The sequence below is a fragment of the Mesorhizobium sp. M0664 genome (assembly GCF_040320565.1).
GTDB lineage: Bacteria > Pseudomonadota > Alphaproteobacteria > Rhizobiales > Rhizobiaceae > Mesorhizobium.
On sequence record NZ_JAMYPW010000006.1, the window covers coordinates 89,003 to 115,166 of the forward strand.

The following is a 26,164-nucleotide window of genomic DNA, read 5'->3' on the forward strand; positions in this document are numbered from 1 at the left end:
ATCGGCACGTGAAACTCCGGTCCCGACTTTCTCCATGAAGACAAATCGCGCCAATTCGGAGTACCGACCATGACCATCAACCGACGCCTGTTCAATCAGTTCCTGCTGCTGGCCGGCGCGAGTGCTGCACTTCCCGCCGGGGCATTCGCAGAAGACGCAAAGCCGGTGGCCGGCGGCACGCTCAATTTCGTCTACTATCCCGAGCCGAACCAGATCGTTTCCATCAACACCAGCGCTGGCGGACCGGCCACCATCGGTCCGAAGATTTTCGACGGCCTGCTCGCCTACGACTACGATCTCAATCCGCGACCGCAACTGGCCACCGAATGGTCGATCAGCGACGACGGGCTCGAATACGTCTTCAAGCTGCGCCAGGGAGTGAAGTTCAGCGATGGCCATGATTTGACCTCCGAGGACGTGGCCTTTTCTATCTCCCGGCTGCGCGAAGCGCATCCGCGCGGTCGCATCACCTTCCAGAACGTCACCGACATCGACACGTCGGACCCGCATATCGTGAAGATCAAATTGTCGAAGCCGTCCGCCGCCCTGATTTCGGGGCTGGCCGCGACGGAATCGCCTGTCGTGCCCAAACACATTTACGAGAAGCTGAAGCCGGCCGACGATCCGTCCTTCGAGCAGATCATCGGCAGCGGGCCGTTCGTGCTGAAGGAATGGGTAAAGGGCAGCCACATCCTCGTCGAAAAGAATCCGACCTATTGGGATGCGCCTAAACCCTATCTCGACCGGATCATTTTCCGCTTCATCACCGATCCGGGCGCGCGCGCCGCGGCGCTCGAAACGGGCGAGGTCGACATCGGACCGAACCCGGTGGCCTTCGCCGATCTGGAGCGTTTCAAGGCGCTGCCGCAATTCGTCGTCGACAGCACGGTCTTCGCCTATAGCGGCCCGCTGCACCAACTGATCATCAACCTCGAAAACCCGATCCTGAAGGAGAAAAAAGTCCGCCAGGCAATCGCACATGCGATCGATCTCGATGCGGTCAACGCCATCGTGTTCTACGGCTATGGCCAAGTGTCGCCGACACCGATCAGCGTCGTCAACAAGAAGTATTTCGATCCCGACGTGAAGGCCGCGACCGTCGATACGGCGCTGTCGGAAAAACTGTTAGACGAGGCCGGTTTCAAGCGAGGAGCGGACGGCATCCGCTTCAAGCTAAGGCTCACCAACAATCCCTACAATCCGTGGGGCTATGCCGACTTCCTCAAGCAGGCGCTGGCCAAGATCGGTATCGACGCCGAGATCCAGAAGTTCGACTTCGGCACCTATGTCAAAACCATCTACACCGACCGCACTTGGGACCTGTCGACCGAATCTTGCGGCAACATCTTCGACCCGAGCGCCGGGGCGCAGCGGCTCTACTGGTCAAAGAACATCAAGAAAGGGCTGCCGTTCTCCAACGGCGCGCATTATGAGAACCCGGAGGTTGACCGGTTGCTGGAAGCCGCATCGGTCGAGCTAGACGAGGCCAAGCGCAAGCAGCTCTTCTTCAAGTTCCAGGAGATCATCGCCGACGAGTTGCCGATCATCAATCTGATCGCGCCACCGACCATCATCATCGCCCGCAAAACCGTCAAGAACTACGCGCCTGGCGCCGAAGGCCTGTCAGCGAATTTCGCCGACGCCTATCTCGACCCGAACGCCTAAATCTGCCGGGCAATCATGAGAGAAGGGCCGCATAGAGCTGCGGCCGTTTTCGTTTCTTCCATTTCGCAAAGCTGGTAACTTCAGGCCAAAGCACGCAGCCTTGGGCTGGCGCCGACCAGAAGGCCGGCAAGGGCTATGGCCTGCGCCAGTTGTTCGCCGATCGAGCTCGATTCCCAGGCGACGCCGCGCAGCGGATGGCCGATGGCGAACAGATTGCCATGGGTCTCGCCATCACGGGAAATCACCTGGCAGTCATGCGTCGCGTCGATGCCGAAGCCGGTCGCATGCGGCCTGACGATGCCGTTCTCGAGCAGGTTCTGGACGAATGGATCGGCGATCCGCCGCCAATCATGCTCCTGATGGCCGCGGCAGTTGACGACGCCGTCGAAGCGCAGCCGTTCGACCGCGCCGGTATCACGCCAGCGGATTTCAGCGACGATGCCATTTGCCTGCGGATGGAGTGCCAGCACCCGTCCCGCTCGACCCGTCCAACGGCCTTGGCTTCGCGCCAGTGCCACGCGCTCAAAGCTCGGTGGCGCCGCGCGGTGCGCGGTGACATCCCAGAAGGCGCGCAGATGGCGTGCGAACTTCAAGCGCTCCTTGTCGGTGGCGCCTTGCCACAAGGCCAGGATCCACGGCCGGATCGTCAGCGGCAGCCCTTGCCAGTCCAGGCCGGTGGGTTCGATTGCCCGGCGTTCGGCCTTGACCAGTGCGAGAAGCGCCCTGGTGGTTTTCGGCAGCGGCCGCCCGGCGAGGAAATCGCGCCACGCTTCCACGTTGCGCCGAGGTTCGACGATCTGTCCGCGCCGCGACACGACGCGATAACCGCCCTTGAAGCCGCGCGCTTCCATGCTGGCGACGACGTCGACCATGCTGAGGCTGGAGCCGATCAGCAGCAGTTCCTTGCTGCCAGCGAGCCGATCGAGCGCCGCCGAATCCCAGGGATTGGCGATATAACGGGGATCGCCGACGACGGCTGCTTCCGTGGTGGACGGCTGGCTCTGGAACACCCCGGTTGCCAGTACCGCCTCATCCGCCAGCAATTGCTGGCTATCGCTGGTGCCGACGCATACCCCGGACGGACCCGTCAGCATGTCGACGGCGGATGCCTTGATGTGGCGCAGCGAAGAACGCGGATCTGCTTCTCTGATCGCTCTCGTCAGTTCCGACAGGACATAGCTGCCGAACAGCCAGCGCGGCGGGCTTGAGTCCGGGACATCCTCGGGCGGTGTCCAGCCGTGCTCCGGCCCATTCGCCATAAGCCAGCGAACGAGGTGATCGGGATCGTCCGGATGCAGCGAGAAGATGCGCGCCGCGCCGTTGACGAGGTGTTGTGGATCGACGGTGCTATAGGCGACGCCGCGACCAAGCTCGGCCCGGCGCTCGATGATGGTGATTGCCAGCGGCTCAGTTGAACGGTCGAGCAGCTTGATCGCGGTAACCGCGCCGGCAAAGCCGCCGCCAACGATGATGATTGAACGAGGGATCGAGCGTAGCGGGGAGGAAGGGGTATGAAGCATCAAGAACCTTTGCGACGCCGGTGGTCGTGGCTCCAGCCCATCGCCCCGGCAACGATCATCGTGCTTTCCCGTAACCCGATGTCAAAAAACAATAATTGCCAGCTGGCGAAAGGCATTCTTTCACTCAGCGGGTTTGGCAGGCGCTAGATAGGAACGCCCTTTGCGACCAGCCCGAGAACCGCTGATGACTGAAAATCGAAAGATAAGGCTTGGAGCCTTTGTTCGCGGACCGGGCCATCATGTCGCTGCCTGGCGCCATCCCGATGTGCCTGCCAATCCGGGCCTGAGCTTCCAGCACTATGCGGACGCCGCGCGCACTGCCGAGCGTGGCCTGTTCGACATGGTGTTTCTGGCCGACAGCCTCAGCGCGCGCAATGGCGAGCAGCCGATCGAGACCTTCGAGCGCACCGGCCATGTCGTGCATTTCGAGCCGCTGACGCTTTTGTCGGCGCTCTCGACCATCACGCAAGGGATCGGGCTCGTTGCGACCGCCTCGACCACCTATTGGGAGCCGTTCCACTTGGCGCGGCTGTTCGCTTCGATCGATCATCTCAGCGGCGGCAGGACAGGCTGGAATGTCGTCACCTCAGCCGATGCGCCGGCGGCGGCGAATTTCAGCCTCGACCAGCATCCCGTTCATGCCGACCGTTACGCCCGCGCCGAGGAATTCGTCGCTGTCGCGCAGAAGCTTTGGGACAGCTGGGACGACGATGCCTTCGTCGCCGACAAGGCTTCGGGGATCGCCATCGACCGGCGCGGCATCCACGCCCCGGACCATGTCGGCCGGCATTTCCGCGTCAAAGGGCCGCTCAACGTCGCCCGCCCGCCGCAGGGCCATCCCGTCATCGTTCAGGCCGGCTCTTCCGATGCCGGCCAGCAGCTGGCGGCGCAGACGGCGGAGGTGGTTTTCACCGCCCATCCGACCATCGAATCGGCCCGAGGTTTTTACAGCGAGCTGAAAGGCCGGTTGGGCTCCTTTGGTCGCTCTGCCGATTCTTTGAAGATCATGCCCGGTGTCTTCCCGGTCGTCGCGCCGACGCGCACGGAGGCCGAGGACAAGTTCGATGCGATCCAGCGCCTGGTCGATCCTGTGGTTGGTGTGGCGCTGGTTTCAGGATTGCTCGGCGGTGTCGATCTTTCCGGCCATTCACTCGACGGACCGTTGCCGGAACTGGGCAGTTCCGATGCCGTGAAGAGCCGCCTGAAAGTCGTTTCCGAATTGGCCGCGAGCCGGAACCTGACCATCCGCCAATTGTATCTCGCCGTTGCCGGCGCGCGCGGCCATTTCCAGATCGTCGGCACGCCAAAGGATGTGGCCGACATGATGGAGGAGTGGTTCGCCGGTGGCGCGGCGGACGGCTTCAACGTCATGCCGCCGATCCTGCCGACGGGCCTCACCGATTTTGTCGACCTCGTCATTCCGGAGCTGCAGCGGCGGCGTCTGTTCCGGACTGCTTACGAAGGCGGGACGTTGCGCGAGAACCTCGGCCTTGCGCGTCCGATCCGTGGCGCCGCTGAACAGCAAGAGAGGAAAGCATCATGAGCGACAGGACGATCGATTCGAAAATGTTTCGCCAATGGCTGGCGGATGGCGAAGAACTGGCGGTACTAGACATTCGCGACAGCGCGACTGTCGGATACGCATCGCCGCTGTTCGCCACCAACCTGCCCGCGGCTCAGGTCGAGGCCGAGATCGACCGCTTCATCCCGCGCAAATCGGTGCGCACCGTGCTGGCGGACGACGGCAGCGGCGTTGCCGAGCAACTTGTCGAACGACTGGTGGGGTATGGCCGTACTCAGCTGTTTTCGCTGAACGGTGGAATTCCGGAATGGACGCAAAGCGGCGTTGAAGACCTGCCGACCTTCGATACGCCGGGCGTCGATTTTTCGCTGGCGATCCGCGACGAGAAGGGAACCCCGGTCGTCAGCGTTGAAGAGCTCGCGGTGCTCAGAGGCCGAGGCGCCGACGTGGTGGTACTCGACAGCCGCACGGTGGCGGAGTTCGAAAAGGACCATGTGCCGGGCGCCATCAGCGTGCCGGGCGCCGAGCTGGTGCTACGCTTCGCCGACCTGGTGCGTTCACCGGAGACGAAGGTTGTCGTCTCCTGCGCCGGCCTGCCGCGCGCCATCATCGGGGCGCAGACACTGATCGATGCCGGCGTGCCCAACCGGGTCGCCTATCTGCACGACGGCACCAGGGCATGGCGCGAGGCCGGTCTTGCACTCGAAACCGGCAAGACCGCAATCTATGGTCCGGCAAGCGAGGATGCCAAGCGTTTCGCCGGGGAGCACATCGCAAAGCTTGCCGAAGGCGACAGCTTTCCCCGCATCAATGCGGCCACGGCCGCAAACTGGGCGAAGGACGAAACGCGGACGACCTACCTGCTTGACGTGCGCACGCCCGACGAGTTCGCCGAAGCGCATATTCCGGGGTCGATCGCGTCTGAGGGCGGGCAGTTGCTCGGTGTCGCCTATCGCACCATCGCCGTGCGCGGCGCCCGCGTCGTGCTGATCGACGATCTGCTCGGTGTCCGCGCGGCGACGACGGCGCATTGGCTGCAGCGGCGCGGCTTCGAGATCGCGATCCTCTTGTACGACTTCCAGTCGACCAGCCTGGTGGAAGCGGCGTAGGGCAGGAGCACTGTCAGGCGATTTTTTCGGGGGCCACTATTCGGCGGCTTCCGATTGGCGGCGACGGCCCGCCAGCACGTTCTTCTGCATCGCCGTCAGCGAAGACCGCACGGCTTTGGCGCCGTGCTCCAGCATCTTGGCCTCATACTCCGACAGCGCCTGGAGAAGCGGCTTGTCGCCGCGTTTGGCGGCCACCAGCTCTGGCACCAGCAGCCCGGCGTCGTAGATCGCGGTGTTGCCGCCAAGCGCGCGAAAATAGGTCATGGCGTGGATGGCATCGCCAAGCAGCGTCACCGGTTTCGTCGGCCAGGGATCGACAGGTTCGGAGCTGTGGACATGAAGCAGCGCCACCGTCGATGGGTCGGTGTAGCGGATGAGGTTGAGGATTTCCGGGTGCCAGTGGGCGATCTTCGAGATCAGCAGGTCAATCAGTTCTGAACCGGAGAGCTTTGCCAGCGCGTCGTCTGTGGCAAGTTCGTCCTTTTCATAGGCGGTGTTCCACCAGACATAGCTGGTGGTGTTGTTGAAATGGAAGCCGGAAAAATCCTTGTGGGTGGCGTCGTCCAGCCCGATCAGTCCATGCTTTCGGAATGCGTCGACATTGACCCTGTGGCTGGTGACCATAAGCCCATGACCTTCGGTTGGCCTGACGCCGGCATTGTAGTCGAGTAGCAGCGGCGAGATCTGGTGAAGGGCTGCGGCATGCAGCGTCATCTTGCCGGCCAGACGCCTGACGCCGGTGTCGAAGCTTCGCGCATGCGGCACCAGTTGCTGGCGCACCCGCGAGCGGGCGCCGTCGGCACCGACCAGCACGTCGGCATGGATTGCCGAGCCGTCCTCGAAATGCGCGACGACCGAACCATCCGGCTGCTCGTCGTAGCGAGAGAAGACCTTGCCATAGCGCATGATGCCGTCGAGGCCGGACAACAGCACCTGGCGCAGCGTGATACGGCTTACCGATTTTTCGATATGCGTGTCGTCGGCCTCGCCCGGCGCGTTGCCGCCGCCCCAGGCATCCTCGCCCAGGATGTTGAAATTCTCGTCGAGCAGGATGTTGCGATCCGGCGCCTGGCCGAGCGTGGCGACAAAAGCGTCGTAGAGTTCCGGCGGCAAATTGGCGATCAGGGAATCGATGCCGCGCTGGCGGATGCGCAGACGAAAACCCTGGACATAGTCGGTGCGGGCGCGGTCCTTCTCGAAGACCGCGACACTGATGCCGTTCTTCTTCAGGCCTTGCGCCAGTGTCAGGCCGCCGGGGCCTCCGCCGATGATGGCGACTTCGACATGTTCTGTTGTCATGGCGCTCAACCGACCGCCGCGAGCTTGGGCTTGCCCGCGGCAATAGCCGGCGTCTCGGCCAACTGCCGGGCGATATGGCGGCTGAGCGTCGCCTTGGCGGCGATCGTGCGGATCATGTGGTTCTGCGGTGCGTGGGAACGGGCGGTCAGCGCATCACGGTGGTGGCGCTCAAGCTGGAAATCTCTGTTAAGGCCTGGATTGCCGGCAAGCTCCAGCGCCAGCGAGGTGACGGCAACGGCATTGTCGATGACGACATGCCTGACCGTCATGCCGTCGGTGCCCACAGGCCGGCCGGCGTCGACATCTTCGGCGAGTGAACGCAGCAGCCGCGCGCTGCTCGCAAGCCGAACCTCTATGTCGCCCAGCCCTGACTGGATGTGCGGCACGGTCGACAGCGGCGCACCAAGACTTGCCGGCGCGTGCGTGCTGACAAAGGAGACCAGCCGGTCACGGGCAGCACGGGCGGCACCGTGGTAGACAGCGCCGATCAGCGAAAAGAAGAACGCCGTCGCGCTTTCCTCGCGCCTCAGCGGCTCGGATGCCGGCTGCGCCTCGGTGATGTCTTCGGCAGGAACCGCAACATTATCCAGAATGATGTCGTCGCTGGCCGTCGCCCGCATGCCGGCGGCGTTCCATGTCTTTTCGACGCGAAATCCAGGCGCGTCGGTCGGCACCAGGAATGAAGCCAGACGCGGCTGCGGCTCGTCGGTCAGCGCCAGCAAGTTCACCCATTTCAGAATAGGAATGCCGGTGACGTAGTTCTTGTGGCCGGATATCCGCCAGACGTTGCCGTCCCGCCGGGCAATGGTTTCGGGCGGCTTGCCATGAGCTGGCGAGCCGATCCGGGGCTCGGCCTGGGCGGCGTTGATCAGGGCAGGGCCAAGGCGCCCGGCCTCGACAATCCGCTGAACCAGATGGCGCGGCCATTTTCCGGATTTCCGCATCGCATACTGGCTGTTGTAGTGCATGGCCAGCACCAGCGCTGTCGACGGCTCGCCACGACCGATCTCGGCGATCACCGCCTGTGCTTCCGTCAGCCCGCCACCGAAGCCGCCATGTTCGCGCGCCGTGACCAGGCCAAGCAGCCCCGCCTGGTGAAGCCGGTCGAAATTGGCGAATGGGAATTCCCCGGTCGCGTCGTGATGCGCGGCGGTCAGCGCGAAGTCGTCGGCGAGGCCGGCCACTTTCTCGAGGAGTTGCGGAAACTCGGCAATTGTCGACATCATGACGTTGGCTTTCTCTCAGGCGGCGGCCCGAATGTTCACCAGATCGAGCGGCCGGCGATCGACCCAGTGCTCGACGTCGAAATCGCCGGCGAGGAAGCCCCAGTCGCGCAGGAAATCCTTGTAGTGGGAAACCGCTGCGACGAGCTCAGGCTGCAGTCCGAGGCCGAGATGCTTATGGACATCCGGGCCATTGGCGGCCAGCACCTGTTCCTCGGTGGCCCCGGCTTCGCGGGCAACAAAGCGCTGCGTCTCTTCCGGATGCGCCTCGGCCCAGGCACTGGCGCGCAGGATGGTCTCGATCAGTCGCGCGACCAGATCGGGGCGTTGTTCCGCCAGCAGTTCATCGACGGTCAGCACGCGCGGCGAACCGGAATTGATGCGGATGTTCGGGTCGGGGTGGAAGCCGAATTCCACGACCTGGATGGCGCCGATCAGATTGGCGACATTGATGCCGGCCGTGCCCTTGACATAGATGGCGTCGACCTCGCCGCGGATCAGGGCTGCGGCTTCCTCGCCATAGGGCTGCTTGCGCTTGAGGCCGAACAGCGACGGTCCTTCCTGGCCGTCGAGCACGCTGTCGGCCAGCGCTATGTCGACGATCTCGACGTCGCCATAGCCAAGGCCCTCGAGCGAGAGCGCCGAGACCAGTCCCTTCAACGCCGTCGCTCGCATGAAGTCGACGATTCCCTCGGGGCGCCGGGCGATGCCGAAGCGACGGCCTTTCAGGTCCTGGATTGTCCTGATGCCGGAACCGGGCAGGGCGATGATTGCCTGGAATTCGTCGGTCCAGGTGATGCCGACGAGACGCGTCTTGCGCCCTTCGGACCGCGCGCGGATCGGCGGCACGTTGCCGCCGTGGCGGAACGACCAGTCGAGCGTATGGTTGAAATGGCTCTGGCGGATGTCGCGATTGGGCGAATCGATGATCGACTTCAATTCGATCCCCTCCTTGCGAAAGGTCTCGTCGAGAAGCCCGAGCTGTGCGGCGAGCCCGACAGGCGTCGGCACCGGGCAGCGTGTGTACCAGATTTCGGAGATCGCAGTCGCGGTCATGATGGCTCCTTAGGTGTTGCGCAGGCCGGCCTGCTTCATCAGCGGCAGGATGTTCTCGCCGAAGAATTCGAGGTCAGGCTTGAAATCGAAGAAGGACAGCTGCAGGCCGTCAATGCCGGCGTCCTTCAACTTGACGAACTGGTCGACGATCTGTTCGGGCGTGCCGATGAGATAGATGTTGCCGCCGACCTTGGCGTAGGGATCGTCGCGGCCCTCGCGTCCTTTCCAGGCCTGGGCATCGCTGTTGAAGGTCTGGAAGCCTTTCGGCGTGCGGCTGTCGGCATGAGCGACGATCTCATCGGCGACCGCCCAGGCCTCCTTCTCGGTCGGCCTGCTGATGACCAGCGGGTTGAGCAGCGTGCGCACGGTGCGGCCGACGCCGAGGGCTGCGTCCTTCACCTTCTTCGTATGCGCCGGCAGCGCTTCCAGCGCGCTGGCGATGTCGGAGCCGGCCGGGCTGGTGACGAAGACGATGTCGGAATAGCGGCCGGCAAAGGAAATGCCGGCGTCGGAGCCGGTGGCATTGACCAGGATCGGCCGGCCGTAATTCGGCTTGGGCGTGACGAAGCCGCCATTGAGCTTCCAGCTCGATTCTCCGGAGAATGAGAAATTCTCGTCGTCCTGCCACAGTCGCTGCAGCACTTCGACGAACTCGGCGGCGAGTTCATAGCGGCGGTCGTGCTCGATGCGGTTCCAGCCGAACATTTCATGTTCGACGGCGCGATGGCCGGTGACGACGTTGATGCCCCAGCGGCCGCCGGAGATGTGGTCGAGCGTGGCGCCGAATTTCGCCAGATGCAGCGGATGCCAGGGACCGTAGAGAACATGCATGGTCGAGATCAGCATGATCTTCTTGGTGATCGCGGCCATGGCCGCGACGGAGACGAAACTGTCCAGCGCCTGGCCGTTGAAGACACCGCCATAACCGCCCTTGGGCAGCCACTGGCTGAGCGCGAAGACGAGGTCGAAGCCAAGCTCCTCGGCCTTCAACGTCAGGTCGCGATTGTAGTCGAAGCGCCAGTCGGTCGAGCGCGGCAAGGTCGAGTTGGTCCAGCCACCGGCCTGGATCGGCAAGAATAGCCCGAGCAGCACCGGCTGCTGAAGCGCTTTCGACAGCGGGCTGTCCGGATAGTCGGTCGGCGCCTTGAAGAAGGGCGTGCCGACGATGGAACCAGGCTTGTGGGCGAGCGTCATGGCGAACTTTCTCGGGTGGAGGAAGGGAACCCGTGCGAAGGACCGCGCACGGGTCAGGCTCAGGCGACGATATGGGCGGTTGCGAGGGAGCCGGCATTGCCCTCGGCGCCCACCGTGTGACCGGCTATGCGCCTGTTGTAGAGGGTGATTTCCGGTTGGCTGACGATGCCGATATCGGGCAGGTCCTCGACAAGGATCTGCTGGATCGCGGCCCATTGCTCGAAGCGCTTTTCGTGGTCGACCTCGACGGCGGCCGCTTCAAGAAGTTCGTCGACCTTGGCATTGCTGTATTTCGAACCGTTGGAGAACGGCACGCCGGGTTTGAAATTTTTCGACCAGTAGAGGCGCTGTACGCCTACCGTCGGGTCGAACAGATTGCTCATGCCGTTGAAGGTGAAGTCGAAGTCGCGGTCGGTGTAGATGCGCTTGGTGTAGGTGGCGAAATCCTGGCTGCGCACGGTGACCTCGATCCCGACCGCGGCCAATGCCTGCTTGATGTAATCGGCGCCGCGCTTGTAGGTTTCGCCGCTCGGGACATAGTCGTGGACAAGCTTGAGCCGGGTACCGTTGGCGTCGCGCGGCAAGCCTGCTTCATCGAGCAGTTTATCGGCGGCGGCCGTGTCGACCGGATAGGTCTTCAGGTCGGCGACGAACCACTTCTTCAGATTGGGGTTGATCGGGCCTGGAATGGTTTCGCCATAGCCATAGTTGATCGTCTCGCGGATGACGTTGCGGTCGATGACATGGGCGAAGGCACGGCGGACGCGAACATCCTGGAAATAGGCTTTCTCCAGGTTGAATTCGACCCGGCTGATGCCATTGGAATATTGGTAGCCCTGCTTCTCGAAGCCGATATGCGGCAGCGTCTCAAAACGCTGCAAATCGCTGTACGGAATCGGCGTTGCCGGCGCCAGATCGATCTCGCCGGTCTCCAGCGCCAGCGCGCGCGCCGAAGCGTCCGGGATGAAGCGCACGATCAACCGGTCGAGATAGGGGCGCGGTGCGTCCCAGTAGTCAGGATTGCGTTCGTAAACGATGTGGCTGCCGCGCACCCATTCTTTGAAGACGAACGGGCCGGTGCCGACCGGAGCGACGTTGACCGGATTTTCGGCTGCCTTTGTGCCGTCATAGAGGTGCTTCGGCACGATTGGCGTTTCGGCCGCAGCCAGGGCCGTGATCAAGTAAGGCGCCGGCCTCGACAGAACCAGCGCTACGGTCAGCGGATCCGGCGTCTGGATGTCTACAAGGTTGAGGAAGGTGTTGCGGCCGCGCGGATGAACCTCTCTGATCGTGGTGATCGAATAGGCGACGTCGGCGGCGGTGAACGGCTGGCCATCATGCCACTTCACGCCTTCGCGCAGCTTGAAGGTGTATTGCAGCCCATCGCCACTGACTGACCATTGTCTGGCCAGGGATGGGCGCGGCGTGAGATCGAAATCATAGGTCAGCAGGCCCTCGGTGGTCTTTGCCGAGACGTAGACCGAATTGAATGCCGTGTGGGCGATGGTCGTCAGCACAGGCGGCTCAGCCGAGAGCACCAGCGTCGCCGTTCCACCCTGTTTCGGCTCGGCGGCGTAGGCGCTGCGCGATGCAGGCAACAGGGTCGCTCCGAGCGCGGCCGCCGAGATGCCGAGGAACCTGCGGCGGTTCGGACTGAGGAAATGAGACATAGCGTCCTGGTCCTTTTTTGCTGCCGGACCCGATCGGCCGATCGTCGGCCGCCAGGCTAAAAATCCGTCGTTCCAAGAGCGGGCCCGTTTGCGAAAAGATTTGGCCGACCTGCTCCCGCGCTTAAGATTTCATACTTCAAACAGCTAAGTTTGTAGTATGAAATAAAATTCTATTCTGCAATGAAGCCATTTGCAGGATAAAATTTCTTAAATCAGGTTTGACAATGTCTATAAATCTTGTCAACTAAAAAGCGCGGAACTTTCCGGGAAACAGCAAACCCGCATCGTCAGCCACAGCCGGGATAGCGAAAACGATGTCGACCCTGACGCGCATTGGCAGAACCTTCCGGCGCACCGCCATCCAGGCGGTGCCGACCGTTCTGGGCATCGTCATCCTGAACTTCTTCCTGCTGCAGCTCGCGCCCGGCGATGCCGCCGATGTCATGGCCGGCGAGGCTGGCTCGGCCACTGTCGAAACGATGGCGGCGCTTCGCCAGCGCTTCGGGCTCGACAATCCGCTTCTCGTCCAGCTGTTCAACTATCTCTACAATCTGGCGCATTTCAGCCTCGGCTTTTCGCCGCGCTACGGCATGCCGGTCGCCGACCTGATCGGCCAGCGGCTGCCCGGCACGCTAGTGCTGATGGCGGTGGCTCTGGCCGTCGCCATTGTGCTCGGCCTCGCCCTTGGATCGGTGATGGCGGTGTTTGCCGGGCGCCTGCCGGATCGTGTGCTCTCCGTTATTTCGCTGCTGTTCTATTCAATCCCGGGTTTCTGGATCGGCTTGATGCTGATCGTGCTGTTTTCGGTCAAGCTCGGCTGGCTGCCGAGCGGCGGCTCGGGAACCATCGGCAGCAACCTGACCGGCCTTGCCGGGCTCTGGGACAGGGCGCGCTACATGATCCTGCCGGCACTGTCGCTGGCGCTGTTCTACGTGGCGATCTATGCGCGGCTGACACGAGCGGCGATGCTGGAGGTCCAGTCGCAGGACTACGTGCGCACCGCCGCAGCCAAGGGCCTGCCGCCGGCCATCATCACCATTCGCCATGTCCTGCGCAACGCGCTGATCCCCATTACCACCATGGCCGGCATGCATGTCGGCGGCATGCTCGGCGGCGCCGTGGTTGTCGAGACTGTCTATTCCTGGCCCGGCCTCGGGCGTCTCGCCTTCGAAGCGGTCATGGGCCGCGATTTCACCGTGCTGCTCGGCATCCTTCTGTTGTCGTCGCTGCTGGTGATCATCGCCAACGCGACCGTCGATCTTCTGCACGCCTGGCTCGATCCCCGCATCGGAGTACGCTGATGGCTTCCACCGATTTCGCCGCGGGCGATGCCCGTTCCCGCCGTCTCCATGCCGATGCCCGCGGGCCCGCGGCACCGCCTGAACCCGAGGCAAAGAGTTGGAGCAATCTCCACGCGCCCGACGCACGCTCCGCTTCGGCAGCGTCGGTGCCGATAGCCGCTGGCGGGCGTGCGCTGAAGGTTTTCCTGCGCAATCCCAACGCCATGTTCGGCGTTGTGTTCCTGTCACTGGTCGTGCTGGCCGCACTGCTGGCACCAGTCCTCTATCCGGCCGATCCGCTATCGATGGTGGCGCGGCCCTTCCTGTGGCCGGGCCAGAACCCAGCCTTCCCACTGGGCACGGACTCCATGGGCCGCGATGTGCTTTCGGGCATTCTGCATGGCGCACGGATTTCGCTGTTCGTCGGCCTGGTGGCGACCGCGCTCGGCCTCAGCTTCGGCATCCTGGTCGGCGCCGCCGCCGGCTACTTCGGCGGCTGGATCGACGACCTGCTGGTGCGCCTGATCGAGATCTTTCAGACCATACCGAGCTTCGTGCTGCTGGTCGTCATGGTGGCGATCGCGCAGCCGACCGCGCCTGTCGTGACAGTGGCGATCGCCGTCATCACCTGGCCGACGGTGGCGCGGTTGACCCGCGCCGAGTTCCGGGCCATCCGCGAGAAGGATTTCGTCATGGCCGCCCGCAGCCTCGGCTACGGCCATGTCCGCATTATCTTCCGCGAGATCCTGCCCAATGCGCTGCCGCCGTTGATCGTGACCTCGTCGGTGATGGTGGCGACCGCGATCCTGATGGAATCGGCGCTGTCCTTCATGGGCCTCGGCGATCCCAACGTCGTCAGCTGGGGCTCGATGATCGGAGCGGGCAGGGAATTGATCCGCACCGCTTGGTATCTGACAGCGCTTCCGGGATTGGCGATCGTCTTTACCGTGCTGGCGCTGAACCTGATCGGTGACGGCCTCAACGACGCGCTCAACCCGCGCTTCTCACAGGAGCGATAGAGATGGCGGCTCCTTTGCTCAGGATCGACAATCTGACGGTTCGCTTCCCGACCGCCGAGCCGGTCAGCCGGCTGAGCTTCGAGGTCGGTGAGGGCGAGACGCTGGCGATCGTTGGTGAATCAGGCTCCGGCAAGTCGCTGACCGCGCTCGCCCTGATGCAGCTTCTGCCGCGCTCGGCGAAAATACCCAATGGCAGGATCGAATTCGCCGGCAAGGATCTGCTTGGTCTCGACCAGAAGGCTATGCGGAGCCTGCGCGGACGCGAGATCGCCATGATCTTCCAGGAGCCGATGACGTCGCTCAATCCGGTGCTGACCATCGGCCGGCAGATCACCGAGGTGCTGACGCTGCACGAAGGCATACGCGGCAAGGCAGCGCGGAACCGTGCCATCGAGCTTCTCAATCTGGTTCGCATTCCCGATCCGCAGCGGCGCATCGATGACTATCCGCACCAGCTTTCCGGCGGCATGCGCCAGCGCATCATGATTGCCATCGCCGTCGCCTGCCGGCCGCGCCTGCTGATTGCCGACGAACCGACGACGGCGCTCGACGTGACCATCCAGGCGCAGGTGCTCGACCTGCTCGATACGCTGCGCCGCGAACTGTCGATGGCTGTCATGCTCATCACCCACGATCTTGGTGTCGTGGCACAATGGGCCGACAAGGTCGTCGTCATGTATGCCGGCCGCAAGGTTGAACAGGCGCTGCCGGACGCACTGTTCAGAACACCCCTTCACCCCTATACGCGCGGCCTGCTGGCGGCGTCGCCGCGGCTGAAGACCAATCTCCACTACCGCGACGCCAGGCTGACGGAGATTCCCGGCAGTATCGTCTCGGCCGCCGGCGAAAAGGGCTGCCCGTTCCGCCCGCGCTGCGCGGTGGCGCGCGACAGCTGCGCCCATTTCGTACCCGACCTCGTCGAGGTGAGCGAGGATCGTCTAGTCGCCTGCCCCTACAGCTTCATTCCGGAGGTTGCGCATGGCGCTGCTCTCGGTCTCTGACCTTTCCACCCATTTCCACGCCCAGGGCGGCACGCTGCGCGCCGTCGATGGCGTATCCCTCGAAGTCGGACGCGGCGAGACGGTTGGTCTCGTCGGCGAAAGCGGTTGCGGAAAATCGACGCTAGGCAAGACCATCATGCGGCTGGTCGACCCGACTAGCGGCAGGATCGAGTTCAACGGCACCGACATCACCGTTCTCGACACGCGCCGGCTGAAGGCGGCGCGCCGTAATATCCAGATGATCTTCCAGGATCCGTTCGCATCGCTCAATCCGCGCCACACGATCGGCGACATCCTGACAGCACCACTGAAGGTCCATGGCATCGGCAACACGGCCGAGCGGCGCACCATCGTCGAGGACATCATCGAGCGTGTCGGTCTGCCGAGGGATTCGCTTGGCCGCTACCCGCATGAATTTTCCGGCGGGCAACGCCAGCGCATCGGCATCGCCCGGGCGCTGATCCTCAATCCGGAACTGGTTGTGTGCGACGAGCCGGTGTCGGCGCTCGACCTTTCGATCCAGGCGCAGATTCTGAACCTGCTGGTCGACATGAAACGTCAGCTCGGCCTGTCCTATCTCTTCATTTCGCACGATCTATCAGTCGTTCGCTATTTCGCCGACCGGGTGCTGGTGATGTATCTCGGACGCATTGTCGAAAGCGCCGACAATGCGGCGCTGTGGACCTCGCCAAAGCATCCCTACACGCGCGCGCTGATGGATGCCGTGCCGGACCCGGCGCGCCGACGTCAGGCCGCGCCGATCCATGGCGATCTGCCAAGCCCGCAGAACATCCCCAGCGGCTGCCGTTTCCATACCCGCTGCCCGCTGGCGACCGATCTGTGCCGTTCGCAGGAACCGGCGTTCCGAGCGATCGCGCCGGGACACCATGTCGCCTGCCACTACGCCGAACCAACCATCAACTGAAATTCAACGGAGCAGAAAAATGTCCGACTACCGCTATCTTGGCCGCAGCGCCCTGAAGGTTTCGCCGCTCAGCCTGGGCACGATGATGTTCGGCGGGCCGACCGAGGAGACGGTCGCGCATCGCATCATCGACAAGGCGCGCGAGCAAGGCATCAACTTCATCGACACCGCCGACGTCTACCACAACGGCAAGTCCGAGGAAGTCGTCGGTCGCGGTATCAAGGTGACGCGCGATCATTGGGTCGTGGCGACCAAGTTCGTCAACTCGCATGACAAGGGGCCTAATCTCGGCGGCCATTCGCGCAAATGGGTGATCCAGACGGTCGAGAACAGCCTGCGGCGCCTGGGAACAGACTATATCGACCTGTTCTACTTCCACCGCGCCGTCTTCGATGCGCCGCTGGAAGAGCCGGTGCGGGCGATCGCCGACCTGATCCGCCAGGGCAAGCTGCGCTATTTCGGCGTCTCCAACTTTCGTGGCTGGCGCATCGCCGAAGTCGCGCATCTGGCCGATGAACTCGGCATCGACCGGCCGGTAGCCAGCCAGCCGCTCTATAACATCGTCAACCGCACCGCCGAGGCCGAACAGCTGCCGGCGGCCGCCTACTACGGTCTTGGCGTCGTCTCCTACAGCCCGCTGGCGCGCGGCGTGCTGACCGGCAAATACGAGCCGAACCAGGCGCCTGCCGCCGACACGCGGGCCGGCCGTGGCGACAAGCGCATCGCCGAGACCGAGTGGCGCCCGGAATCGATCGAGATCGCCAGGCAGATCGCGGCGCACGCAAAGTCACGCGGCGTCTCGGCCGCCGATTTCGCGCTGGCCTGGGTGTTGAACAACCGGCTGATCACGGCGGCGATCGCCGGCCCGCGTACCGAGGAACAGTGGGACAGCTATGCGAAGGCATTGGACTTCAGGCTGAGCGCCGAGGACGAGGCCTTTGTCGACCGCCTCGTCACTGCCGGTCATGCCTCAACGCATGGGTTCAATGATCCGAGCCATCCGGTCGAAGGCCGCGTGCCGCGTTCGGAGCCGGCCGCGCCGATCCCGCTGACACGGCCTCTGCGCGCCGCCTGACGGTCGCCGACGAAATGGCGGGGCCGGCGGCCCCGCCCGCGTTTCCAATTGCTTTGGACAGATGAGAGAGCCCATGAATTTCCACGTCGAACGGCTGCGCCAGAACATCGTCGTGCTTTCGGGCAACACCCACAGGCCGTCGAAGTCGCGGACGCTGGCGCATCATCTCGGCGAGGCGCTGCGCGAAAGATTGTCTGTCACAGTAAATTTCCTCGATCTTGTCGATGCCGGCCGTGGTCTGGGTGCTGCGTTTACGCGAAGGGAATTGACGCCGGAGGCGCTGAATGTGGTAAACGCGGTCGAACAGGCCGACGCGCTGATCGTCACGACGCCGGTCTACAACGGCTCCTATGCTGGCCTGTTCAAGCATCTGTTCGACCTCATCGATCCACTGGCGCTCGTCGACCGGCCGGTCCTGATCGGCGCGACGGGTGGTGGCCAGCGCCACGCGCTGGTAGTCGAACATCAGCTTCGCCCGCTGTTTGGCTTTTACTCCGCCCTGACGGTGCCGAGCGCCGTCTATGGCAGTGACAGCGACTTTGCCGACGGCAAGCTCGTAGATTCGCTGGTTCTGGCGCGGGCCGGGCAGGCCGTGGATCAATTCGTTGCCCTGCTTTCAGCGCGCCAGCCGAAGAGCCAACCGGTCCGGGCGGCTTCGGGCTGACGGATAAAGTGCCAAGGCAAGTGCCTGATAGGCGATATATGGCCAAGGCGCGGCCCGTAAGCACTCCGCATTTTGCGCCTGAATAATCCCGCGGGCGACAGGGTGCCGTCTAAATCCGAATTCTTTTTTAAGCGCGAGCTGATTTTAAGAATTCCATTGCTATCTAAGTCTATAATATCAGTGGACTTTAATCCAACGCTCTTTGAATAGGGCGGTCGAGGGGTTTGCCCTCTGTTCAAAAGGATTAAGGCTCCATGCGAAAACTTATTTCCGCCGCCCTTGTCGGGCTTGCCATAGCGGCCACATCCGCTGCAGCGCATGCCGACGACAAGAAAGTCGTCATCGCCTACCAGACCGGTGCCAATCCCTACAACCTCGGTATTGCCAACGGCGATCTTGCCAAGAAAACCGGCTGGAACATCGAATACCGCCGCTTCAATTCCGGTGCTGACATCTTTGCTGCCATCGCATCCGGCGACGTCCAGATCGGCGATGTCGGATCAAGCCCGTTCGCCGCAGCCGTCAGCAGGGGCATCGACGTGAAGGCCTTCTACATCTCCTCGGTCTCCCGTGACGGAGAAGCCCTGGTGGTGCGGCCCGATATCAAGTCGCCGGCCGACCTGCGGGGCAAGAAGCTCGCGGCCGCGCCAGTATCGACGGACCATTACCAGCTTCTCGCCGTCCTCAAGCAGGAAGGCATTTCGGAGAAAGAAACCCAGGTCATCGCCATTCCGCAGCCCGAAATCGTCGCTGCCTGGAAGCGCGGCGACATTGACGGGGCCTTCGTCTGGGATCCGGCACTCTCTGAACTCAAAAAGGACGGCAAGGTTCTGCTCACAGCCGGCCAGGTCGCCGACCGTGGCGCGCCGACCTTCAGCGCGCTGGTCGTGACCGGCGAGTTCGCCAAGGCCAATCCCGACTTCCTCGGCCAGTATGTCCGGCTGATCGACGGCTACAACACCGCCTACCTGAGCAACCCGGCCGCATGGGGACCGGACTCAGAGAGCGCCAAGCTGATCGCCAAATTGCAGGGCGGCACGGCGGCCGAGAATTCGGAGCAGTTGAAGACGACTGTGGTTCCGCCGCTCGACGAGCAGGTGTCCGACAAATGGCTGGGCGGTGGCGACAAGAGCGCCGTTGCGAAAATCCTCAAGGACACCGCAGGCTTCCTGAAGGACCAGCACAAGATCACCGCCATCAAGGACAGCTACGCCGCGTTCGCCGATCCGGAATACGCAGACGCTGCCAAGGCCTCGAACTAGAAATCACCTGACGAAATTCAGGTTCTGGCTGGCGGAATTCTCGCCAGCCAGACTGCTTGGAGGCCCACCATGCTTCGGATCCGCGATGCCAGCGTGACCTTTCCGGCCTCGGATGGCCAGGACGTACACGCGCTTGATCACGTCTCGCTCGATATCGCTCCAGATTCCATCGTTGTCGCGGTTGGTGCTTCCGGATGCGGCAAGTCGACATTGCTCAACGCGATCGCCGGCTTCCTGCCGCTCACCGAAGGCACGATCACACTGGACGGAAAAGAAATTGTCGCGCCCGGCGGCGATCGTGGCGTCGTCTTCCAGAAAGATACCTTGCTGCCCTGGGCCAATGTGCTGGACAATGTCGCTCTCGGCCTGAAATACCGAGGCGTGCGGCGCGGCGAACGCCATGAGCGATCGAGGCGTCTGCTGGAACTGGTCGGGCTCGCCGATTTCGCCGAAAAGCCGCCCTATGAACTGTCCGGCGGCATGCGCCAGCGAGTCGGCATCGCGCGGGCGCTGGCCACCGATCCGAAGATCCTGCTGATGGACGAGCCGTTCGGCGCCCTCGACAGCCTGACGCGCGAGACGATGCAGCAGCTTCTGGCCTCGGTCTGGGCCAAGACCGGCAAGCAGATCCTGTTCATTACCCATTCGATCGAGGAAGCCCTCACGCTCGGCACCACCATCGTTGTGATGTCGCCTCGACCAGGCCGCATCGTTGCCCGGTTCGACGCCGACTTCGTTCGCGACTTCGCTGAGAGCGGCGACATCGGGCCGATCCAGTCCCACCCGCGTTTCATCGAACTGCGGCAGGAAATCCGCTCGCTCATCCACCAGCCGGAAGGCGCCCGCACAGGAACCTTGCAATGACGCTCGCCGCCAATTCCGGAACCTCTTTTTCGTCTTCGATAGCTCAGCGCGCGCCGTCTCCCAAGACGCGCCGGTCCGCTTCGACAAGCACGCTCGGCATCAGCCTGGTCACCCTGGCGTCGCTCATCGCCTTGTGGTTTTTGGCCACGCGCTTCGGCTGGGCGTCGCCGCTGTTCCTGCCGTCGCCCGCCGAGGTACTGACCCAGTTCAGCGCCGTCTGGGCCGATGGCTATGCCAACGGTACGCTCCTCGAGCACACACTCGCCAGCCTCGGCCGCATCGCCGCGGCGCTCGGTGTCGGCATTTTCCTGGGCATTCCGCTCGGCCTGCTGATGGGACTCAATCGCTGGGTCAAGGGCATTTTCAGCGTTCCGATCGATCTCTACTGGGGTCTGCCGCCTCTGGCCTACCTGCCGCTGCTGATCATCTGGCTGGGCATCGGCGAAACGTCCAAGATCGTGCTCCTGTCGCTGTCGACCTTCGCCCCGATCTGTTTTGCCGCACAGGCCGGCGTCCGGTCGGTGCCGGCCGAACGCATCAATGCCGCGCTGTCGCTCGGTGCGAGCCGGCTGCAACTTTTCACCAGCATCATCCTGCCGTCCGCGTTGCCGGAAATCATGACCGGCCTGAAGATTGCCATCGGCGCCGGATTGTCCACGCTGGTAGCGGCCGAGCTGATCGCGGCCCAGTCGGGCCTCGGCTACATGATCATGTCGGCGGCCAATTTCCTCGCCACCGACGTCGTCTTCGTCGGCCTCATCGTCATCGCCATCCTTGCCTTCGCCTTTACCAGCGGCATGCGCTGGCTGGAGCATCGCCTCATCCCCTGGAAGGGCAAGATCTGACGCTTGCCTAGACATTCCGCAATCGCTGAAGGAAACAATCCGATGTCCAGCAACACCCGTCCGCTCGACCTCTACTGGTATCTGCCGACCCATGGCGATGGACCGTATCTCGGCACGGACGAGCGGCACCGCCCGGCAACCTTCGGCTATCTCAGGGAGATCGCCCAGGCTGCGGACCGGCTTGGCTTCAAGGGCGTGCTCCTGCCGACAGGAACGCGTTGCGAAGACGCCTGGATCGTGGCGGCCGGGCTGATCCCGCTCACCGAACGGCTGAGGTTCCTCGTGGCACTTCGGCCGGGCAGCGGAACACCGGCGCTGTTTGCGCGTCATGCGGCCACTCTGGACCGCATTTCCGGTGGTCGTGTCCTGCTCAATGTCGTCACTGGAGCCGACCCGGCCGATCTCGCCGGCGACGGCAACAAGCTCAGTCATGACGAGCGCTATGCACAGACCGACGAGTTCCTGACGATCTGGCGGCGGATCCTTTCGGGTGAGCCGGCGGATTTCGACGGCAAATATCTTTCCGCCCACGGCATCGACATTTCCTTCCCGCCGGTTCAGCGGCCGCATCCGCCACTCTGGTTCGGAGGCTCTTCGGATGCCGGCATCGCGATCGCCGCCAAGCACGTGGACACCTATCTGAGCTGGGGTGAACCGGTGGACCAGCTTGCCGAAAAGATCGGCCGCGTCAGACAGGCAGCAGCGGCGCAAGGCCGAACGATCCGCTTCGGCCTTCGCATTCACCTGATCGTACGCGAAACGGAGGATGAGGCGTGGGCGGCGGCCGACCGGCTGATCAGCCACGTCACCGACGACCTGATCGCCGAAGCCCAGAAGGGATTTGTCCATATTTCGGAATCCGTCGGCCAAAAGCGCATGTCGGCGCTGCATCAGGGCCGCCGCGACCGGCTGATCGTCGGCCCGAACCTGTGGGCGGGACCGGGGCTGGTGCGTGGCGGTGCGGGAACGGCCCTGGTCGGCAATCCCGACAATGTTGCCGCGCGCATTCGCGAGTATCAGGAGATCGGCATCGAAACCATCATCGCGTCCGGCTATCCGCATCTGGAAGAGGCGTTCAACGTCGCTGAATTGCTTTTCCCCAAACTCGGCCTGAATGGCGAAGCCGCACCCCAGGAGCGCAGCTGGGACGTCGAGTTCGGACGCCCCAAAGTCACCGCGTCCGCTTCGTGACGACCTGCCGACAGCGTTGGCCAGAGCGATGTCCTTTCGCTTCGCGACGGCGATCGGAGCGAGGCTGCGGCCAGGTCCAATGACATGGCTTTCGGGAATCGACCGAGAGCAACGAGCGTCCTGGCTAACCGCCGGATAAAGTTAGGATAGGCCATATCCGGCCGCTCAAGCGAGCTCGGCTGGCGTTATCCCAGGAGCCCTCCTGGGATAACTGCTATTGAGGCCGCGGCCGGTCCCTCCGACAGCCTCAGGCGGTAACGAGGTCGCTCACATCGGCCCCGGCACCATCTTGGTGGGCTGCTCCGGCATCGGGAACGCATAATTGTCGCATTTCACGTCCGGGTTCGTCGGGCTGAACATTCCGAGCGGGTTGTCCTTGAACAGCCAGGCGTGAAGGTCGTAGTGGTGGAACTCCTTCGGGATGAGCGGATAATGCCCCTCCATCGGCCCCTGGAATGTCTGGCCGAAGAGCTTCGGCGGCTCCTTGGTGTCGGGCGTCAAGGGCACGAGCCATTCCGCGCCGACCAGGCGCAATTCGCCGCCGACCGGCTCATAGATCAGCACATTGGGGCGCGTCGGATCCGCGGTCGGGCCGACAGTCGTGACGTTGACGAAATGGATGCCCATCGCGCCCTTCGGGTAGTCCATCGCCCCCTCTACCTTTTCACCGCTGTAGAAGACGCATCCTACCGTCGATAGATAAAGCTCGCGAATGGCAACCTTGTAGTCTTCATACCTGGACAGCGATTTACGCAGGGCATCGATCTCGGCTTTGTCGGGTTCGGCCGCCCGAGGCGTGGCGGCGTTCAGACACGCGCCAACGAGACCTGCCAAGGTGAGGATACCGACACGCCTGAGGTGAGTTGTTTTCATCATGCATTCCTCCCAGATTTTTTTCTTCTGGCCGTGCAGGACCGAGGCGGCAGTGATGCTGGACGCGCGGCCGTAATTGATCGCCTCATCCCGGTTGGGACTGCGTCGATGCTAATCCTTTCCGCTGATCGGGAGAATTAACCCTGACGACCTAGGCCCGAGAGAGCCGACGGTGCGGAGACGGACGGTCGGGCCCACTTTGGACCCCATGCACTAGCGCCGGCGCAGCAGGCTCCTCATCCGGTTGCGCAGCAGGCGCGCCATGTTGCGGGTTTCGCGGTAGAGGTGAAGCTGCGACGCCGCCTGGCGGGCGGGGCGGTCGGCGTCCGGCGTCAGCCCGATCACCAGCGTGCCCATCGGCTTGCGTTCGCTCCACAGCCGGCTCATCACCGGATGGTCGGGCACCGCGCAGGAATCGGTCATCATGATGTTGGGGTCGTCGAGATGCTGCCTGGTCACCTCGATCATCAGCAGCGTGCCCGGCGAATAGGCAGCGAGCGTCTCGTCATAGGCGGTCTTCCAGGTGTAGGCGACGCCGGCCTCGACGAAGACGACCAGGCAGGCGATGGTGCGGCCGTCGAGCGTCAGCGAATGGATGCGGCAAAGATCCTGTTCGGCCAGCCGGTGCACCGCTTCGCGGGCGAAGGCGGCGCGGTAGCGGTCGATGGCCATGGCGGTGCGCTCGCGGCCTTTCCAGCCGGCGGCCTCCAGTGTCAGGAAATTCTCGATGGCATGGCGGATCTCGTCCGGCCCGCGCGCCACGACATGCTCCAGCCGGCCGAGGTCGGCAAGGCGGCGCTTCAGGCGGCGGAACTCGCGATAATGGTGCGCGCGCAGCGAAGCTTTCAGATATTCCTCGCCATTGAGCTCGCTTTCGAGCACCGGGCGCTCGGCCTTGCCGGTGGTGACCAGCGTCAGGCCGCGCGTTTCGGCGACGCTGGCGAGCAGGCTCGCCACCGGGCCATCCAGCCTTATGTCGGGCAGCACGAAGACTTTCGGCAGTTTGAGATGCGGCCTGGACAGCATCGAGAAGAAATCCTCGATCACGCCGATCGGATCGTCGCGGTCGACCAGCGGCGTGCCGATCGGGCCGAACGGGCTCGACCAGGTGCGCATGACGGGAACTCCGAGCGGCACCGCCGGCCGCTCGACCGAGAACGGCACCAGCAGGCGCAGCCGGTTGCGATACTGGTCGCCGTCGCGGATGACGGCCAGCCGCACCTCACGGTCCTCGAGCCTGGGCATGGCCGGCGCCAGGAAGCGCGGATTGAAGAAGACGTTGGGCTCGATCGTGCGGGTACAGAGATAGTCGAGCTCCTCGACCAGGTCGAAGCCGGCGGAGGCCGGATAGATGGCAAGCTTGCGCTCGGGCCGGTTGTTGGCGAGGATCTCGACATGGGCGGGATCGGCTTCGCGGGCAAGCCCGGCAAGGCCGGACACCATGGCGCCGGCCGGGCCGCCGCTGGTTTCCTCGAGCAAGGGGACGGCAGCCATCAGGCGGCTCCTTTGGCGGGCACGAAAATGACCATGGCGATGCCGAGCTTGCGCCAGACCGTAAAGGACAGCGCGCCGGCCTCGAAGATCATGGCGAAGACGGTGGCCATCGCCGCGCCCCACAGGCCGAAGAGCGGGATCAGCACGACGCTAAGCGCGATGTTGAAGGCCAGCGTCATGGCATAGACGGCGGCACAGATATTCTGGTTGCCGCTCATGGTGAGCAGGCTTTCGCAAGGGCCGACGGCGGCCCGCGCGACGACGCCGAACACCAGCAGGAACAGCAGCGGATAACCGGCGGAAAATTCGGGGCCGAACAGGGTCAGCATCGGCTCGCCCAGGGCCAGCACCAGCAGCGCCATGACCAGCGACGGCCAGAAGGTCCACGACACGGTTTCGCGGGCAAAGGCGGCGAGCTTTTGCGGCTCGCCATGGGTGAACTGGGCATAGCGCTGGGCAACGCCGGCCTTGACGGCGAAATAGACGAAATGCACCAGTGCCAGCGTCTTGACCGTGGCGAAATAGACGGCGACGTCGTTGGGATCGAGATAGGCGCCGACCATCAGCACGTCGGCGTTGGTGAGCAGGAAGAAGAAGCTCTCGACCAGGAAGATCGGCAGCGAGACGATGAACCAGTGGCCGAAATGCAATTTCATCGGTCCGGCCGGGATCCTTTTGTCGATGCGCGACGTCACGCCGATAAGCTGGCCGAGCGTGGTGGCATAGGTGGCGGTGATCGCGGCGAAGATCGCCGTTCTGGCGTCGGGCGCATAGCCCGCCAGGAGCATCAGCGCCATGAACGCCAGGATCAGCAGCGGCCGCACCAGGAATGTCGGCGACAGCGCAAACAGCGCCCAGGAATTGGCCCGCGCCAGCCCTTGCAGCAGGTCGGACATGGCGATCATCGGCAGGCAGATGATGCCGAGGATGAACGGCACGACATAGTAGTTTTCGATATAGGCCGACAGCAGCCAGACGCCGAGCGCGCCGAGGCCGGCGATCACGGTGGAGGCAATCAGCACGAACAGCCGGCTGGCCCGCACGATGCCGCGCAGTTCGGCCATCATGCCGCGCTCGCGATATTCGGGAATGAAGCGGATGATCGAGGTGTGGAAGCCGAGGCAGGCGAGATTGCCGACGATGACCATCGTCACCCACACGAGGACGAAAATGCCGTATTCGAACGAGCCCATCCAGCGCGCCATCAGGACCTGGCTGACGAAGGCGATGACGGCGCTGACGATGCGGACCGAAAAGGCGATCAGCGACATGCGGCCGGCCTCGCCGCGCGCGCCGGCGCTGAACAGGACGGCATCGATCAGGCCAAGCAGCGGCCTGATGCGCAGCGCAAGGCGCTGCGGCAGGAACCGCCCGGCTGTCGTCGCCGCGGAAAAGCGCACCCCGATCACACTC

At 63.6% G+C, this 26,164-nt stretch carries 22 protein-coding genes; 13 read left to right on the top strand and 9 right to left on the bottom strand.

What is annotated here, in order from left to right:
- Window positions 1-69: 69 nt before the first annotated feature.
- A complete protein-coding gene (locus NKI39_RS10400) occupies window positions 70-1,665 on the top strand; it encodes an ABC transporter substrate-binding protein (RefSeq protein WP_352820129.1) in 1,596 nt (531 codons plus the stop codon).
- Window positions 1,666-1,745: 80 nt separating this feature from the next.
- Here the strand turns inward: NKI39_RS10400 and NKI39_RS10405 are convergent, their stop codons facing one another.
- Entirely contained in the window at window positions 1,746-3,185 is a 1,440-nt protein-coding gene (locus NKI39_RS10405) for an FAD/NAD(P)-binding protein (protein ID WP_352831690.1), read from the bottom strand.
- Window positions 3,186-3,366: 181 nt separating this feature from the next.
- Here NKI39_RS10405 and NKI39_RS10410 point away from each other — a divergent pair, with 181 nt between their 5' ends.
- Together NKI39_RS10410 and NKI39_RS10415 are read left to right on the top strand one after the other, a co-directional pair.
- Entirely contained in the window at window positions 3,367-4,728 is a 1,362-nt protein-coding gene (locus NKI39_RS10410) for an LLM class flavin-dependent oxidoreductase (protein WP_352616995.1), read from the top strand.
- Window positions 4,725-5,816: a rhodanese-like domain-containing protein gene (locus NKI39_RS10415; protein WP_352616960.1), complete on the top strand. Its 1,092-nt coding sequence runs from the start codon at window positions 4,725-4,727 to the stop codon at window positions 5,814-5,816. The genes NKI39_RS10410 and NKI39_RS10415 overlap by 4 nt, the downstream gene beginning before the upstream one ends.
- Before the next feature lie 36 nt (window positions 5,817-5,852).
- Here the strand turns inward: NKI39_RS10415 and NKI39_RS10420 are convergent, their stop codons facing one another.
- From NKI39_RS10420 to NKI39_RS10440, 5 genes are read right to left on the bottom strand one after another with little or no spacing between them, the layout of a single operon-like run.
- The gene (locus NKI39_RS10420; RefSeq protein ID WP_352616956.1) at window positions 5,853-7,115 is read right to left on the bottom strand and encodes an FAD-dependent oxidoreductase; all 1,263 of its coding nucleotides are present in this window, start codon (window positions 7,113-7,115) and stop codon (window positions 5,853-5,855) included.
- A gap of 5 nt (window positions 7,116-7,120) precedes the next feature.
- Window positions 7,121-8,338 carry an acyl-CoA dehydrogenase family protein gene (locus NKI39_RS10425; RefSeq protein ID WP_352820148.1) on the bottom strand — a complete coding sequence of 406 codons (1,218 nt, stop codon included), beginning with the start codon at window positions 8,336-8,338 and terminating at the stop codon, window positions 7,121-7,123.
- A gap of 18 nt (window positions 8,339-8,356) precedes the next feature.
- Window positions 8,357-9,394, bottom strand: a complete 1,038-nt coding sequence (locus NKI39_RS10430) for an ABC transporter substrate-binding protein (protein ID WP_352820131.1) — start codon at window positions 9,392-9,394, stop codon at window positions 8,357-8,359.
- A 9-nt stretch (window positions 9,395-9,403) separates the two neighbouring features.
- Window positions 9,404-10,588, bottom strand: coding sequence for an LLM class flavin-dependent oxidoreductase (locus NKI39_RS10435; protein ID WP_352471360.1), 1,185 nt, complete (start codon window positions 10,586-10,588; stop codon window positions 9,404-9,406).
- Window positions 10,589-10,647: 59 nt separating this feature from the next.
- Window positions 10,648-12,258 (bottom strand): ABC transporter substrate-binding protein, encoded by a 1,611-nt coding sequence (locus NKI39_RS10440; protein ID WP_352540160.1) that lies wholly within the window; start codon window positions 12,256-12,258, stop codon window positions 10,648-10,650.
- 314 nt (window positions 12,259-12,572) lie between these two features.
- Between NKI39_RS10440 and NKI39_RS10445 the strand changes: the two genes are divergently transcribed.
- The 10 genes from NKI39_RS10445 (at window position 12,573) to ssuD (ending at window position 22,384) form a co-directional block, all read left to right on the top strand.
- Window positions 12,573-13,559 (top strand): ABC transporter permease, encoded by a 987-nt coding sequence (locus NKI39_RS10445; RefSeq protein WP_352449708.1) that lies wholly within the window; start codon window positions 12,573-12,575, stop codon window positions 13,557-13,559.
- Window positions 13,559-14,557, top strand: a complete 999-nt coding sequence (locus tag NKI39_RS10450) for an ABC transporter permease (protein WP_352471358.1) — start codon at window positions 13,559-13,561, stop codon at window positions 14,555-14,557. The genes NKI39_RS10445 and NKI39_RS10450 overlap by 1 nt, the downstream gene beginning before the upstream one ends.
- 2 nt (window positions 14,558-14,559) lie before the next feature.
- Window positions 14,560-15,558, top strand: a complete 999-nt coding sequence (locus tag NKI39_RS10455) for an ABC transporter ATP-binding protein (RefSeq protein ID WP_352471356.1) — start codon at window positions 14,560-14,562, stop codon at window positions 15,556-15,558.
- Window positions 15,536-16,483 carry an ABC transporter ATP-binding protein gene (locus tag NKI39_RS10460; protein WP_352471355.1) on the top strand — a complete coding sequence of 316 codons (948 nt, stop codon included), beginning with the start codon at window positions 15,536-15,538 and terminating at the stop codon, window positions 16,481-16,483. Before NKI39_RS10455 ends, NKI39_RS10460 begins: the two co-directional genes overlap by 23 nt.
- Window positions 16,484-16,502: 19 nt before the next feature.
- Window positions 16,503-17,558 (top strand): aldo/keto reductase, encoded by a 1,056-nt coding sequence (locus NKI39_RS10465; protein ID WP_352471354.1) that lies wholly within the window; start codon window positions 16,503-16,505, stop codon window positions 17,556-17,558.
- 73 nt (window positions 17,559-17,631) lie between these two features.
- Window positions 17,632-18,222: an FMN reductase gene (gene msuE, locus NKI39_RS10470; protein WP_352471353.1), complete on the top strand. Its 591-nt coding sequence runs from the start codon at window positions 17,632-17,634 to the stop codon at window positions 18,220-18,222.
- Between the two features lie 254 nt (window positions 18,223-18,476).
- Window positions 18,477-19,484, top strand: coding sequence for a taurine ABC transporter substrate-binding protein (gene tauA / locus NKI39_RS10475; protein ID WP_352471352.1), 1,008 nt, complete (start codon window positions 18,477-18,479; stop codon window positions 19,482-19,484).
- A gap of 69 nt (window positions 19,485-19,553) precedes the next feature.
- Window positions 19,554-20,348: a taurine ABC transporter ATP-binding protein gene (locus NKI39_RS10480; RefSeq protein WP_352471351.1), complete on the top strand. Its 795-nt coding sequence runs from the start codon at window positions 19,554-19,556 to the stop codon at window positions 20,346-20,348.
- Window positions 20,345-21,193 (top strand): ABC transporter permease subunit, encoded by an 849-nt coding sequence (locus NKI39_RS10485; RefSeq protein WP_352542466.1) that lies wholly within the window; start codon window positions 20,345-20,347, stop codon window positions 21,191-21,193. Before NKI39_RS10480 ends, NKI39_RS10485 begins: the two co-directional genes overlap by 4 nt.
- Before the next feature lie 42 nt (window positions 21,194-21,235).
- Complete coding sequence (ssuD, locus tag NKI39_RS10490) at window positions 21,236-22,384, top strand: FMNH2-dependent alkanesulfonate monooxygenase (RefSeq protein WP_352831693.1); 1,149 nt, start codon at window positions 21,236-21,238, stop codon at window positions 22,382-22,384.
- Window positions 22,385-22,651: 267 nt separating this feature from the next.
- Here ssuD and NKI39_RS10495 read toward each other — a convergent pair whose 3' ends face one another.
- The 3 genes from NKI39_RS10495 to NKI39_RS10505 form a co-directional block, all read right to left on the bottom strand.
- On the bottom strand, window positions 22,652-23,257 hold the full coding sequence (locus NKI39_RS10495; protein ID WP_502898557.1) for a hypothetical protein: 606 nt from the start codon (window positions 23,255-23,257) through the stop codon (window positions 22,652-22,654).
- A 213-nt stretch (window positions 23,258-23,470) separates the two neighbouring features.
- Window positions 23,471-24,751 carry a GNAT family N-acetyltransferase gene (locus NKI39_RS10500; protein ID WP_352831697.1) on the bottom strand — a complete coding sequence of 427 codons (1,281 nt, stop codon included), beginning with the start codon at window positions 24,749-24,751 and terminating at the stop codon, window positions 23,471-23,473.
- On the bottom strand, window positions 24,751-26,151 hold the full coding sequence (locus NKI39_RS10505) for a lipopolysaccharide biosynthesis protein (protein WP_352831738.1): 1,401 nt from the start codon (window positions 26,149-26,151) through the stop codon (window positions 24,751-24,753). The genes NKI39_RS10500 and NKI39_RS10505 overlap by 1 nt, the downstream gene beginning before the upstream one ends.
- Window positions 26,152-26,164 lie beyond the last annotated feature (13 nt).

Coding starts and splice junctions, on each gene's coding strand:
- NKI39_RS10400 (WP_352820129.1), top strand. CDS start 70: ATGACCATCAACCGACGCCTGTTCAATCAGTTCCTGCTGCTGGCCGGC.
- NKI39_RS10405 (WP_352831690.1), bottom strand. CDS start 3,185: ATGCTTCATACCCCTTCCTCCCCGCTACGCTCGATCCCTCGTTCAATC.
- NKI39_RS10415 (WP_352616960.1), top strand. CDS start 4,725: ATGAGCGACAGGACGATCGATTCGAAAATGTTTCGCCAATGGCTGGCG.
- NKI39_RS10420 (WP_352616956.1), bottom strand. CDS start 7,115: ATGACAACAGAACATGTCGAAGTCGCCATCATCGGCGGAGGCCCCGGC.
- NKI39_RS10425 (WP_352820148.1), bottom strand. CDS start 8,338: ATGTCGACAATTGCCGAGTTTCCGCAACTCCTCGAGAAAGTGGCCGGC.
- NKI39_RS10430 (WP_352820131.1), bottom strand. CDS start 9,394: ATGACCGCGACTGCGATCTCCGAAATCTGGTACACACGCTGCCCGGTG.
- NKI39_RS10435 (WP_352471360.1), bottom strand. CDS start 10,588: ATGACGCTCGCCCACAAGCCTGGTTCCATCGTCGGCACGCCCTTCTTC.
- NKI39_RS10440 (WP_352540160.1), bottom strand. CDS start 12,258: ATGTCTCATTTCCTCAGTCCGAACCGCCGCAGGTTCCTCGGCATCTCG.
- NKI39_RS10445 (WP_352449708.1), top strand. CDS start 12,573: ATGTCGACCCTGACGCGCATTGGCAGAACCTTCCGGCGCACCGCCATC.
- NKI39_RS10450 (WP_352471358.1), top strand. CDS start 13,559: ATGGCTTCCACCGATTTCGCCGCGGGCGATGCCCGTTCCCGCCGTCTC.
- NKI39_RS10455 (WP_352471356.1), top strand. CDS start 14,560: ATGGCGGCTCCTTTGCTCAGGATCGACAATCTGACGGTTCGCTTCCCG.
- NKI39_RS10460 (WP_352471355.1), top strand. CDS start 15,536: ATGGCGCTGCTCTCGGTCTCTGACCTTTCCACCCATTTCCACGCCCAG.
- NKI39_RS10465 (WP_352471354.1), top strand. CDS start 16,503: ATGTCCGACTACCGCTATCTTGGCCGCAGCGCCCTGAAGGTTTCGCCG.
- msuE (WP_352471353.1), top strand. CDS start 17,632: ATGAATTTCCACGTCGAACGGCTGCGCCAGAACATCGTCGTGCTTTCG.
- tauA (WP_352471352.1), top strand. CDS start 18,477: ATGCGAAAACTTATTTCCGCCGCCCTTGTCGGGCTTGCCATAGCGGCC.
- NKI39_RS10480 (WP_352471351.1), top strand. CDS start 19,554: ATGCTTCGGATCCGCGATGCCAGCGTGACCTTTCCGGCCTCGGATGGC.
- NKI39_RS10485 (WP_352542466.1), top strand. CDS start 20,345: ATGACGCTCGCCGCCAATTCCGGAACCTCTTTTTCGTCTTCGATAGCT.
- ssuD (WP_352831693.1), top strand. CDS start 21,236: ATGTCCAGCAACACCCGTCCGCTCGACCTCTACTGGTATCTGCCGACC.
- NKI39_RS10495 (WP_502898557.1), bottom strand. CDS start 23,257: ATGAAAACAACTCACCTCAGGCGTGTCGGTATCCTCACCTTGGCAGGT.
- NKI39_RS10500 (WP_352831697.1), bottom strand. CDS start 24,751: ATGGCTGCCGTCCCCTTGCTCGAGGAAACCAGCGGCGGCCCGGCCGGC.